This window comes from Pseudomonas sp. NFPP12, from assembly GCF_900103205.1.
Taxonomy (GTDB): Bacteria; Pseudomonadota; Gammaproteobacteria; order Pseudomonadales; family Pseudomonadaceae; genus Aquipseudomonas; species Aquipseudomonas protegens.
The window spans coordinates 946,659-959,403 of record NZ_FMWW01000001.1; the positions used below are offsets into that span (position 1 = coordinate 946,659).

Consider the following 12,745-nt stretch of genomic DNA (forward strand, 5'->3'; position numbering starts at 1 on the left):
AGTAACGCGTATGACGGTTCAATACTCACTGCCCACGCAGGCCCGTATCGATGGCGTAGTCGTCGGTGTACTGCTCGACCTGCCACAGGCCAGTGCGCCCTGGGTGACCTACCCCGGCTGCCCCGAGCAACAGAGCATCGCCGCCCGCAGCACCACCCTGCTCTCCCCAGAAGACATCGGCAGCCAAGTGGCGCTGATGTTCGAAGATGGCGACCCTTCCCGCCCGCTTGTGATCGGCCGCCTGCTGAGCCAGGCCATGGCACCCGAACCGGTTGCCAGCGTGCAACTGGACGACCAGCGCCTGGAACTGCGCGCCGAACGCGAGATCGTGCTGCGTTGCGGCAAGGCCAGCATCACCCTGACCCGCGCGGGCAAAGTGATCATCCAGGGCGCCTACCTGTCCAGTCGCTCCAGCGGGGTCAACCGCATCAAGGGTGGTTCGGTGCAGATCAACTAGACAGGTAGTCGCCTATGGAATTGCTCAACGCCAGCAAACTGCTTGCTGCCTATACCCAGGGCATGGAGCCCGATGGCCGCGAATCCCTGGTGGTGGTGGCCAAAGGCACGTTTAATCTGCCGCTGGACGGCCGCGCGGCGACCCTGGCCGAGACCCAGCAACCGCTGCTGATGGCCGATACCTTCCTCGGCGAACCCGGTCTCAGCGCCCCCCTGCAGGAAATGGACTTCGCACCGGTCAAGCCGTTCTGCGATGTGCTGGTGCGCGGCAAGGCCTATGCCCCAGGCGGGCGACCCGTGAGCCAGATGGCTGCGGGCATTCGCGTCGGTCAGATGAGCAAGGCCTTTTCCGTCCTCGGCCCCCGACAATGGCAATTGGGGCTACTGGGCGTTTCTCCCGGCTTGCCGCAGCCCTTCATCGAGCAGGACATCTCTTATGCCCAGGCCTTTGGCGGCAGCCATCCGATGGCGGAAGACTCCGAATTGCGTTACAGCTACCTGGACAATCCGACCGGTTGTGGCTGGTTTCCAAGCCGCATGGGTAGTGCTGCCATCGTCGGCATGCCGATGCCGAGCACCGAGGAATTGGGCAAGGCGATCGACAGTCCCTCTGGCGACTTCCGTCCTATGGCCCTTGGCCCCATCGGCCGCAGCTGGCCGCAACGTGCTCGCTTCGCTGGCACTTACGACGATGCCTGGCTGGCCGACCGCTTTCCGTTTCTGCCGGGAGATTTCGACCGTCGCTACTTTCAGGCGGCCCCTGACGATCAGCAGATTCCTTACCTGCGTGGCGGCGAGGATGTGTTGCTGCTCAACCTCACACGCCAGGAGCGCGCGGGCTTTCGCATCCCCGAAATGGACGTGCCGGTGACCTTCTTTCTGAAAAAAGGCGGTCACGAGACTGTGCAGGCGGTGATCGATACCCTGCTGATCGACACAGACGCGCTCCAGGTGCAACTGACCTGGCGTGTCTCTCGTGCACTACGACACAACATGTTCGAGATCGCTCAGGTGCTGGTCGGCACTATGTCCACAGGCTGGTGGCGCGCCCGCGAACTGGGCAAGGATTACTACCCGTCGCTCTCCTCCCTGGTAAAAGCCAGGCACGCCCCCGAGGAGACAGACTGATGACTGCACTTTGCATCATCGGTTCCGGCATGGTCAGCGCCGTTGGCCTCAGCGCACCCGCGAGCTGCGCGGCGATTCGCTGCGCTATCGATAACTTCCAGGAAACCCGCTTCATCGACTGCGGCGGCGAATGGCTGATCGCTGCCAGCGTGCCTCTGGAACAGCCCTGGCGTGGGCGCAGCAAGCTGATCAAGATGGCCGCCTGCGCCATCGCCGAGGCGCTGCAAAGCACCCCTAACGTCGACCCGGAAAAGACCCCGCTGCTGCTGGGGGTGGCGGAAGTCGAGCGCCCCGGCCGCCTCGACGGCCTCGATAAGGGGCTGCTGCACGCCATCGAAGCCGAACTGGGCCTGCGCTTTCATCCCAGTTCCAACGTCATCGCCTATGGACGGGTCAGCGCTGCCGTGGCCCTGCTTGATGCGCGTACGCTGATCTACCAGGGCGGCCATCGCCACGTGCTGATTGCCGGCGTCGACTCCTTCTTGAATGGACCGACGCTGGCCGCTTTCGAAGCACGCGAGCGCCTGCTCACTAGCCAGAACTCCAACGGATTTATCCCCGGCGAAGGCGCCGCCGCCGTGGTGCTGGCCGCCCCCGTTGCCAGCGAAGAGCCGCAATTGGCCTGCCTCGGCCTGGGGTTCGGCGTGGAGAAGGCCACCGTGGAGGCCGAAGGTACTCCCCTGCGTGCTGAAGGTCTGACTCAAGCCGTACGCGCTGCCCTGAGCGAGGTTGGCTGTGGGTTGGAGCAAATGGATTATCGGCTCACCGACATCTCCGGCGAGCAGTACTACTTCAAGGAAGCCTCCCTGGCCCTGAGCCGTACCCTGCGGGTGCGCAAGGAGTTCTTCCACCTCTGGCACCCGGCCGACTGCATTGGCGAAGTCGGCGCCGCCATTGGCCCGACGATGCTGGCCGTGGCCCTGGCCGCCAGCCGCAAGGGCTACGGTGACGGCCCGAATATCCTCTGCCACCTCGGCAACGACGCCGGCCAACGCGCCGCCGCCCTGCTCAGCTACCAGACCGTGAGGGCTGCCTGATGGCCAACGAGGTGTATGCCAACAATATGGAGATTTCCTGCAAGGCGGCCGATGGCAAGTCCGTCGCCTGCTTTCCGGATGTCTGCTTCACCCCGCCCGTGGCTCCGCCGACACCGATAGGGGTACCCATTCCCTACCCCAATACGGGTATGTCCAAGGACACCACCCGGGGCACACGAACGGTCAAGATCACCCGCAAAGAGGTGATGCTCAAGGACAAGAGTTACTTCAAGACAAGTTATGGGGATGAGGCTGGGAATGCGCCCAAGAAGGGGGTCATCACTAGCAAGATCAAGGGGAAGGTGTACTTCACTTCCTGGTCGATGAATGTGAAGTTCGAAGGTCAAAACGTAGTACGGCACCTTGACATGACGACGCATAACCATGCTTCACAGCCAGGTAATACCCCTCCCTGGCCTCACCTTTCCAAGATGTCGCCGAGCACCCAGGGAAAATGCAAAAGGGAGAAAAAAAGAGAAAGAAAATCCTGCCAGGAATACAAACCGTACGGTGAAAAGAATGTTTGTAAAGAGGCCGAGCTGAGCGGTGCAATGGTCAATGAAAGCGCTTGGGCCAGCAAAACAGCGACAAGAGCCAAAGCAAACAAATGCTTGTCGGCTCGCCGCTGTCAGTTAGTGCCGTACCGCCCTAAGGACGAAGCAGGTATAGCCGGATGCTGTCCAGCACAAACACCTGACCATGTCATACCGAAAAGCTCATTTTCTGTAGGAGCGTTCAGTAACAACAAGCGCCAGCCCGGCTGGGAAGAGTATTCGAAAGATACAGCGCCTTGTATGTGCGTTGAGGGCTGGGGGAACACTCATGGGAGTCATGGTGTCCGACACAGCGAGCATAAAGCTCTGGGGGTTATCGCTGGGGTCAAGAAAGGCGATATGCGCGAATTCAGTAAAGAGGCCTCCATGGCGGCCCAAAGTACTCGTGGCGCGTTTCCCGAGTCAAACTGTAGCGAACGCTGCCTCACGGCACAGTTGGCCGACGGGCATAAAAAAATGCTACCGCCAAATACGCAGCCCCCTAAAGTAAAACATTCACCAAGCGGAAGAAGTAAGCCAGCGGTATTGAACCGTACTGCGAGAAGACCCTCCCCTTGAGCCACCACCCAATAAACGGATATTCATATGGCTGACGAATGGCTGGAAGATTATTACTACGCTTATGTTGCCGCCGTAGACGCACAAAAATCTTTTTTCGCTTTTCGGGAAATCGGACTAGAAGCCCAAGACGTTTCGCACACTATTTTCCTGGAGTACAACTCTGGAAAGTGGCGAGAAGCTGGCGAGGCGACTTGGGATACCGTTGCAATGACCACCGACCGGTCACAACAGATGCTGGCAATATCCGAAGAGGGTGAAATCGGGGAAGGCTATCTCGGCTCGACCCTCAGCTTGTCGCAAATGGATCCGCCACCGCTAATGCTCAGAGGGATAAGCTCGATAGGCGAATATACCTACTTGTGCGGAGTGTCCCGAGAAGTGTATGTACGCCATGGATCTTCTGCCTGGCAGCCTATCCATGCCCCAAAGCCTACGAGTAAAGACAGTGTTTTTGGCTTCGAAGCACTGGGCGGTTTCTCCAATGATGAAATCTATGCCGCCGGCTGGAAGGGAGAAATATGGCTGCGAGAGCAAGGCAACTGGCGGCAAGTCGACAGTCCAACCAACTTTAAAATAACTGCATTGATATGCGCCTCTGATGGTTATTGTTATGTATGTGGCCGCCAAGGCACTTTGTTGCGTGGCAGAGCAGACACATGGGAAATTATCGATCTCGAAGAGTTCACCGATGATTTCTGGAGCATTGCTGAACACCAAGGAAAAATCTATTTAGCCACCTTGTTCGAAGTATACGTTCTCGATGAAAGTTCTTTGCGGCCAGTCAACTGGAATATGCCAAAGCCCAATACTTGCTACTGTCTTTCCGCTAAAAACGGGGCGCTTTGGTCTGTTGGCCAAAAGGATATCTTGGTACATGACGGGCAGAGCTGGAGGAAACTTGCTTAACTCACTATTTCTCAAGACTTTGAAATGTACTCGAACTTGATTCCGCTGATTCTGGATCAACATGTCGAAGAAGCCAGCTTCCTCGCCGTCCTGCGTGACTATGCCCTGGGCGCACCGCACTACGACTTCGACCACCTCAGCCAACTCGACGAGCGCATCGACGCCCACCTTGACGGCCTTCGCGTCGCCGGCACCTGCGGCCTGGAAACCCTGTTGGCTCAACTTGGGCCACACGCCATTGGCGAGCTGTTCGCCAGTGTGGTGCTGGCCTTCGAGGCGGGTAACGCACAGGTGTTGTCACGGCTCAGCGAGCATTTGCGAAGTGCCGTAGAAACGGAGAGCGGCTACCTGATGGCCTTGGGTTGGCTCGACTGGAAGTGGGTATCGCCCTGGATCGATCGCCTGCTCGCCTCCCCCGACCCCCTGTTTCTGCGCCTCGGCCTGGCCGCCTGTGGCATGCACCGCCACGACCCCGGCGCTGCCCTGCTTACCGGACTGTCCCACGCCGACCCAAGCGTCCTGGCACGTGCCGCCCGCACTGCCGGCGAGCTGCGCCGTCGAGACCTGATGCCGACCATTCGCAGCCACCGGCAACACCAGGACACCGCCACGCGCTTTTGGGCCAATTGGGCCACCGCGCAGATGGGCGACGAGGAGGCGCTGGAGCCGCTGCGGCAGTTCGCCGAGCAACCGGGCCAGTTCCAGTACCGCGCGCTCTGTGTACTGCTGGCCTGGCAAAGGCGTGAGCACAGCATCGCCTGGATACGCCAGTTGATACAGAACCCCGAGCAACAGCGCGTCGGCATCCAGGCCGTTGGGCTGCTGGGCGACCCGGTCAGCGTGCCCTGGCTGATCCAGCAGATGAGCGACCTGCCTCATGCCCGCGTCGCCGGCGAGGCCTTCAGCCAGATTACTGGGGCAGACCTGGCGTTACTCGATCTGGAATTGCAGGACCTGCCGGATTTCGATGCAGGCCCGAACGACGACCCTGAGGATGCCAATGTCGCCATGGACCCCGATGAGAATCTACCCTGGCCCGACCCGCAGTTGATCGCAGCCTGGTGGCAGGCCCATGGAGGTGATTTCCAGGCGGGCGTGGGCTATGTGCTGGGGTTGGCGCAGCGCGAAAGCAGTTTTCAGCAAGCGCTTGTCCGGGGCCAGCAACGCCAGCGTATTGCCGCCGCCTACGGCATCGCCCGCTTCCGGCCGACCGAAGTGCTTTTTCCCACCAGCGCACCGGCCTGGCGGCAAAAACGGTTGTTGTCCGGAGGATGAGCAGGCGATTCATTCTCTTCGACTGCGGCAGCTGGACGCTAGGTGCCCATAAACCAAATACGCTAGACTGCCGGCCTATTTTGTTCAGGCCCCCTCGTCATGCCCGCAGAGCATGTTCCCAAGCCCTATACGCTCCTGGCCATCGACGATGATCCGCAATCGTTGATCGTGCTGTCGAAAACCCTGACCGCCGAATATGAAGTGCTGCTGGCAAAGAACAGCGAACGTGGCCTGGCCCTGGCTCGCAGTGCCAGCCCCGATCTGATCATTCTCGACATCCTGATGCCGGAGATGGATGGCTTCCAGGTGCTCAGCGAGCTCAAGAGTCACCCGGCGACTGCAGCCATTCCGGTGATTTTCCTGACCTCGCGCAACAGCGTCGAGGACGAACGCCTGGGGCTGCTGCTGGGCGCCGCCGATTACATCGCCAAGCCGATTTCGCCCCCTGTGGTACTGGCCCGGGTGGCAACGCAACTGGGCTACCGCAACAAACCCCTGCATGACCTGCAAGCAGTGGCCGGACCTTGCGCCGGCAGCGACATGCGCGACGGTTTTGTCAGTGCATTGACCCTGCAACTGGCCGGCAATCCGCAGATTCGCCTCCAGGCCCTGCTCGATACCCTGTCGATTCTGCTGCGCAGCAGCCCGAGCCGGCGCGACCCCGCGGCCTTGCGCAGCGCTGCCTGCCTGGCGCTGATGGGCCTCAATCAGCCGGGCAGCCGTATCGATCAGGCCCTGGGTCACAGCAGGCTGCTGATTGAAGAGATTCTCGCCCACGCCGAGCCGGAAGACCCGATCCTCAACCTTGCCTGGAAAATCACCCACGCCGATGCCTTGCTCAAGGGCCCTGGCGAGCTGCACACCTGCGAGCGGTTGTCCCTGTCGGCCCGTCTGTTCGCCCTGGCACTGAACTACCACCTGAGCCTGCTCCAGGCCAGCACCGAGGACCTCCACAGTCGGCATGCGCAAGCCATGGGCCAGATGTACCGCCAGCCCGGGTTCGAGCAGTGCATCGCCGGCGACCCGGAGCCGCTGTCGGCGGCCTTGCTGAGTTCGTCACAGAGCTTTTTCGGCCGGTGAATGGATGGTGAGCCTGGCCAATGCCTAACTTCGCAGATCTGGAGCTGTTCATTCTGATCGCCGAGCTGCAGGGCCTGTCCCCCGCCGCTCGCGTCATGTCGATCACCCCGGCTGCCGCCAGCCTGGGGCTCAAGCGCCTGGAAAACCGCCTCGGCGTGCGGCTGTTCACCCGCTCCACCCGCACCATGAAGCTCACCCCCGAAGGCGCACGCTACCTGGAAAGTGCCCAGCACGCCTTGAAGATCCTGGCCAACGGCAAGCGCTCGTTGCGCCACGATGACGGCATGCTGGAACTCACGGTGTCTTCCGACCTGGGCCGCAACCTGCTGCTGGACATGCTCGCCCGGCTCAAGCAGGAACGGCCGCGCATGTACATCAAGCTGGCGCTGAGCGACAAGGAAGAGGACCTGCTCAAGGGCCGCTTCGATGCCGCGTTGCGCTACGGCAAGAACCTGGCCCTGGATCTGGTCGAGCTACCGGTGCTCAAGCAGCATTACTTCATCGCCTGCGCCGCGCCCGATTACCTGGCCGAGCATGGCCAGCCCGAGTCGCCGGAACAGCTGAGCGAGCACGAATGCATCATCTGCCACAGCATTGGCCGCCCGGAGAGCCGCTGGCGTTTCCATGGGGCCGGCAAGGTCGAGGACGTGCCGGTGCAAGGGCATTTTTGCTGTGATGATGGCGATGCCGCACGGCGCTGGGCCGTGGCTGGCCATGGCGTGGTCAACCTGCCGCTGCTCAATGTCGTGGAGGACCTGCTCGCCGGTCGCCTGCTGCCGTTGCTGCCCGGTTGGCAGTCCGACGCGGCACCGCTGAATCTGGTGGTCTCGCACCGCTCGCAGATCACTTCGTCGTTGCGCGCCTTGCATCAATGCCTGGTCGAGCACTGCACCGACCGCATGGCCCGCTATCAGGCCCTGACCCAGGACACCCGCTAGCCCTGGAAGTCGACAAGCAGGTCATGGGCCTGCTGGAACTCCAATCGGTAGATCCGCTCTTGAATGGCCCGCAGAGGGTCACAGGGGTATTGCTCGTACAGTTCATCGATCAGCGCCAGGGCCTGGGCATTATGGCTGCGCAGCAGCTTGGCCAAGCGCTCCAGTGCCAACACCTGCTCAGGGTCCAGCCCCAGCTGCTGCGGTGCCAGATCCCCGTCGGCTGCCCCTGGCAGGGACGCCAGGCCGGCCAGCACCGGTTCCAGGCAACGCGCCAGCTGCTCGATCAGCGGCCCCAGCGCTGCCGGCCCGCCCGCCTGTTCCTCCAGTTGTCCAGCGGCCTCTTTGACCGCCGTGGCACCGATGTTCCCGGCGTTGCCCTGCAGGCTGTGGGCCAGAAAGCCGAGGGCGGCTAGGTCCCCTGCGGCATGGGCTTGCCACAAGCGTTCGATGACCTGCTGCTGGCTGTCACGAAAGTCGGCCAGGAGTTTGCGGTGCAGGGCCAGGTCCTGGTTCACCACCGCCAGCCCGCGCGCGGTGTCGATGCCTGCATAAGTCGAGTTCAAGACCCTTGTACCCGGAGGCGGCGGAACTTGCGCTACTGGCATGTCTGTCGCTTTGATCCAGCGCACCAGGGTCCGATAGAACGCCGCGACCTCCAGGGGCTTGCTCAGCAGATCGCTCATGCCAGCCGCCACCGCCCTGCCCTGCACATCGGCCTGGCTACTGGCGGTCACGGCAATGATCGGCAGCCACCGCAGGTGCGGATACCCGCGAATCTTGCGGGTCGTGGCGAAGCCGTCCATGACCGGCATCTGACAATCCATCAGCACAGCGTCAAAGCGCCCCTCCTCAAGCAACAGACGCAGGGCCTGCGCACCGTTCGCCGCCAGCACCACCTGGACCCCCACGCGCTGCAGCAGGCCCTGCAACACTTCCTGGTTGAGCCCGTTGTCCTCGACCACCAGCACCCGCGTCCCCGCCAGCCAGCGTACCGGGTCATTGATCGCGCCCTGCCCCGCTGCGGCACCAGTGGCTGGCGTGGTGCAGTTTTCCTCAAGTGGTAACGGCGACAGGCTCAACTGCACGCTGAACTTGAATGTTGCGCCCCGCCCTGGCTGGCTTTTCACCCAGATATCACCTTGCATCAGTTGCACGATTTTCTTCGAGATGGTCAGCCCCAGGCCGCTGCCGCCATAACGCCGGCTGATGGACCGGTCGGCCTGGACAAAGACATTGAACAAGCGTGCCTGCTGCTCGTCGCTGATGCCCACCCCGGTGTCGGTGACGCTGAAGCACAGCAGCGCCTGATGATCCCACTGGCGCACCAGGCACACACCGATACAGACATGGCCGGCCTCGGTGAACTTGATCGCGTTGTCCACCAGGTTGGTCAGCACCTGGGCCAGACGCAGCGGATCACCCACATAACGGCGCGGCAGTGAAGCCGGAATATCCAGTTGCAGCCGCAGCGCCTTTTCTTCCGCGCGCTGGCGGACCAGCAGCAACACATCGTCCACCAGTTCCCGCAGGTCGAAGCCCACTTGCTCCATGCTCAGCTTGCCGGCTTCGATCTTCGACAGGTCGAGCACGCCGTTGATGGTGCCCACCAGGTGTTTGGCCGCACGGTCGATCTTTTCGATGTAGTCGCGCTGCACCGGCTCCAGCGGCAGGTCCAGTGCCAGGTGGGCCATGCCGATGATCGCGTTCAGCGGCGTGCGGATCTCATGGGACATGCAGTCGAGAAACTCCGACTTGGCCTGGGTCGCCCGCTCGGCATCCTGTCGTGACTGTTGGATTTGCGCTTCCACCGCCTTGCGCTCGCTGATGTCTTGCAGCACCCCGGTGACCCGCGTCGGCGCTCCACTGGCGTCGCGCTGCATGATCTTGCCGATGTCCAGCACCCACAGCCATTGCCCCTCTTTGTTGCGCATGCGGTACTCAGCGCGGTATTCGCCGACTTCATCGTTCAGGTGCGCCTTGAGCCGGGCCATGACCGGCTCGTAGTCGTCCGGATGCACCAGAGCGGTCCAGCGCTCCAGGCCATGGCCGAAAGCCTGTTCCATCTGCTGTTTGCTGTAGCCAAGAATCTGCAGCCAGACATCGTTGTTGATGACCGTCCCCAGGCTGAGGTTCCAGTCCCACAGGCCCAGGGCCCCGCTTTGCAGGGCCATGTCCAGGCGCTGTTCGCTCTGCTCGATCTGCGCCACGTCGCGCTTGTGCCGCCGGGCATCGGCCAGGCGCCGCAGGCCGCCCCACAGCAACAGCAAGAACACCAGGGCACTCAGCCCCTCGATCAGCAGCACCTGTTCCCCCGGCAACAGCGTATCCAGGTCGCCCAGGGTGATCAGGGTCCAGGGACCGCTCGGGTCATTCCAGTCGAAATCCACCCGGGACAGGCTATAGCGCCGGCCGTCCAGCTGGATCACCGACTGATGGGCATCGAAGGGCAAGCGTTCGGGCACCCCGTTGGCAAACCGATAGTCGCTGAACTGGCGGCGGATCTCCCCCGTGAACCGGTTCCAGGGCCAGGCGCGGTCGGACTTGAGGATAAAGGCCGGGGAACTGGCGGCCAGCACCACGCCGCTGGGGGACAGGATCATCTTCAGATCGTCGCTGTACGGCTTGCTCAGGCTGGCATCGAGCCTATCGGCATCAAAACGCGCCACCAGCACCCCGATCACCTTGTCCTGACGCGTACGCGACTCGAAGATCGGTACCGCCATGTAGAACATGCGAGTGCCGGTGGTGGCGCTGATGGCGCCGTAGACACTGCTGCCGCCATCGAGAGCCACCTTGAAGTAGGGGCGGAAGGCCACGTTCAGCCCCAGGGGCGTCTGCCCGTGCTGGTCATGGGCCGCTACCACCACCCCTTCCCGGTTGAGAACAAACGCATGGTTGGCTTCCACCACCAGGGACAGGGTCTTGAGGGGAATGGTGGCCCGCTCCATCAGGTCCGCAGAGGGTTCGGGCTCCAGGACAATGCGTTTGAGCGAGGGGTTGTGACGCCCGAGGATCGACAGTGCGCCAATGGCAAAACCGTTGGATTTCCATTGTTCCAGGTCCTGGGCCTGCTCCCGGGTCTGCATCTGGATGCTGGCCCGGTAGACGTCTTCGACCTGCACACGGTAGTAGTTGCCCAGCGCCCCTGCGGCGCCGCCCGCGATCATCACGCCCAGGGCATAACAGCAGCGCCTGTGACTGTCGAAGAAGTCCAATAACCCGTACAACCCTGTCCCCCTTTACCTGAAAAAAATCGGTGCCCGCCAACCCTTGTCCGAGGCATTGCCTGGCCCTGTCAGCGTTTTGCCAGCCGGCGTGGAAACTCCGGCGGCAGAAAATCGCGGTCCGGATCGTAGTCGGCCTTGAGGTAATCACAAAGCGCCTTGAGGTCCTGGGGCGACAATGTCCCCACCGCCTGCTTGAGCCGCAGGGTGTCGAGAATGTAGTCATAGCGGCTGTTGTTGTACTGGCGCACGGCGTTATAGAGCTGACGCTGCGCCTCCAGCACATCGACGATATTGCGGGTTCCGACCTGAAAGCCCATCTGCGAGGCCAGCACGGCGCCCTGGTTGGAGATGATCGACTGGCGCCGCGCCTGCACCTGATCGACACCGCTGTTGAGACCGCGATGCAGGTTGCGGGTCTGCTCCACGACTTGACGCCGCAAGCCGTCGTTGAGGTACTCGCGCTGGTTCATCCGCTGGTGGGCTTCGCGCACCTGGGAGCGGGTCTGGCCGCCACTGAACAGCGGAATGTTCAACTGCAGACCGACGGTGCGCTGCTCGACATTGCCACCGTAGCCATTGCCACGGATATCGCTGTTGCCGTAGCCCAGGGCGTCGTTGTCCCCGGTCTGGTAGCGCAGCACCGCGTCCAGGGTCGGCGCGTGCCCGGCCTTGCGCGCGCTCAGGGTCTGCTGCGTCGCCTCCAGGGCAAACTGGCTGGCCTGCAGGGTCAGGTTCTGGCGCACCGCCGTGTCCACCCAGCGCCGGGCGTCGTTGGGTTCGGGCAACAGCACCGGCATGTCGTGGCGCAACCCCTGGACTGCCTGGTACTGCTGATGCGTCAGGGTGTCCAGGGCTTCGAAGGCATCGTCGGTCTGCTTCTGCGCCACGATGCGGTTGGCCCGCGCCGTGTCATGCCCGGCCTGGGCCTGCAGCACATCGGTGCGGTCCGACAGGCCCAGCTGCAAGCCCCGTTCGGCCAGTTGCTGCTGGCGCTTGAGCGCCGCTTCTTCGGCCTTGGCCGCCGCCAGGGCGTCCTGGGCCTTGAGCAGGCCGAAGTAGGCCTGGGCGCTGTCGAACATGAGTTTCTGTTCGGCGGCGGCCAGCTCCAGCTGGGCCTGCTGGTCTTCAGCTTGCGCGGCCTTGAGGGTGAACCAGCGATCGGCGCGGAATATCGGCTGGTTCAGCACCGCCTGATAACTGGTGCCACTGCGCCGGGTGTCCTGCCGCGGCTGCTGCAGGGAGGTGCTGGTGGCATTGAGATCGGCACTGGCGGACAGCGTGGGCAGCAGACCGGCCCGGGCCTGGGGCACTGCCTCGGCACGGGCCGCCTGATCGGCCTGGGCCGCCGCCAGCTCGCTGTTGTTCTGCCGGGCATCCAGGTACACCCGCCACAGGTCGCTGGGCAGTGCCTCGGGTCGGGGTTGTGACAGGTGTTGCAGGTGCTGTGAGGCCGCCTGCGCCAGGGGCGCCACCAGCAGTGGGACGACAAGCAGCCAGCCGGCAAGGGCTCGCTGCCGCGAATTCATGGGTTTGCTCATGGTTGGATCTAACACCGGGAAAAGAGGGCGCCGCAGACAGGAGGG

Annotated in this window: 10 protein-coding genes; 8 read left to right on the plus strand and 2 right to left on the minus strand. The window is 62.6% G+C overall.

Going from position 1 to position 12,745, the window contains the following annotated elements:
* The first annotated feature begins 10 nt into the window (after positions 1 to 10).
* The 8 genes from BLS75_RS04130 to BLS75_RS04165 all read left to right on the plus strand — a co-directional run bounded on the left by BLS75_RS04130 (position 11) and on the right by BLS75_RS04165 (position 7,935).
* The gene (locus BLS75_RS04130) at positions 11 to 457 is read left to right on the plus strand and encodes a DUF6484 domain-containing protein (RefSeq protein ID WP_019095552.1); all 447 of its coding nucleotides are present in this window, start codon (positions 11 to 13) and stop codon (positions 455 to 457) included.
* Between the two features lie 14 nt (positions 458 to 471).
* Entirely contained in the window at positions 472 to 1,584 is a 1,113-nt protein-coding gene (locus tag BLS75_RS04135) for a DUF2169 family type VI secretion system accessory protein (RefSeq protein WP_072450335.1), read from the plus strand.
* Positions 1,581 to 2,621, plus strand: a complete 1,041-nt coding sequence (locus tag BLS75_RS04140; protein ID WP_092214881.1) for a 3-oxoacyl-ACP synthase — start codon at positions 1,581 to 1,583, stop codon at positions 2,619 to 2,621. The genes BLS75_RS04135 and BLS75_RS04140 overlap by 4 nt, the downstream gene beginning before the upstream one ends.
* Positions 2,621 to 3,733 (plus strand): PAAR-like domain-containing protein, encoded by a 1,113-nt coding sequence (locus BLS75_RS04145; protein WP_072450337.1) that lies wholly within the window; start codon positions 2,621 to 2,623, stop codon positions 3,731 to 3,733. The genes BLS75_RS04140 and BLS75_RS04145 overlap by 1 nt, the downstream gene beginning before the upstream one ends.
* 27 nt (positions 3,734 to 3,760) lie before the next feature.
* Positions 3,761 to 4,642, plus strand: a complete 882-nt coding sequence (locus tag BLS75_RS04150) for a hypothetical protein (protein ID WP_072450339.1) — start codon at positions 3,761 to 3,763, stop codon at positions 4,640 to 4,642.
* Positions 4,643 to 4,666: 24 nt separating this feature from the next.
* Positions 4,667 to 5,917, plus strand: coding sequence for a TIGR02270 family protein (locus BLS75_RS04155; RefSeq protein WP_072450341.1), 1,251 nt, complete (start codon positions 4,667 to 4,669; stop codon positions 5,915 to 5,917).
* 99 nt (positions 5,918 to 6,016) lie between these two features.
* Positions 6,017 to 6,997, plus strand: coding sequence for a response regulator (locus tag BLS75_RS04160; protein ID WP_072450342.1), 981 nt, complete (start codon positions 6,017 to 6,019; stop codon positions 6,995 to 6,997).
* Positions 6,998 to 7,017: 20 nt separating this feature from the next.
* Positions 7,018 to 7,935, plus strand: a complete 918-nt coding sequence (locus tag BLS75_RS04165; protein WP_015635601.1) for a LysR family transcriptional regulator — start codon at positions 7,018 to 7,020, stop codon at positions 7,933 to 7,935.
* Here the strand turns inward: BLS75_RS04165 and BLS75_RS04170 are convergent.
* Both BLS75_RS04170 and BLS75_RS04175 read right to left on the minus strand, forming a co-directional pair.
* Complete coding sequence (locus BLS75_RS04170; RefSeq protein WP_176876732.1) at positions 7,932 to 11,102, minus strand: ATP-binding protein; 3,171 nt, start codon at positions 11,100 to 11,102, stop codon at positions 7,932 to 7,934. The two genes, BLS75_RS04165 and BLS75_RS04170, sit on opposite strands and share 4 nt — an antisense overlap.
* Before the next feature lie 128 nt (positions 11,103 to 11,230).
* Positions 11,231 to 12,700, minus strand: a complete 1,470-nt coding sequence (locus tag BLS75_RS04175; protein ID WP_072450346.1) for a TolC family outer membrane protein — start codon at positions 12,698 to 12,700, stop codon at positions 11,231 to 11,233.
* Positions 12,701 to 12,745: the final 45 nt, after the last annotated feature.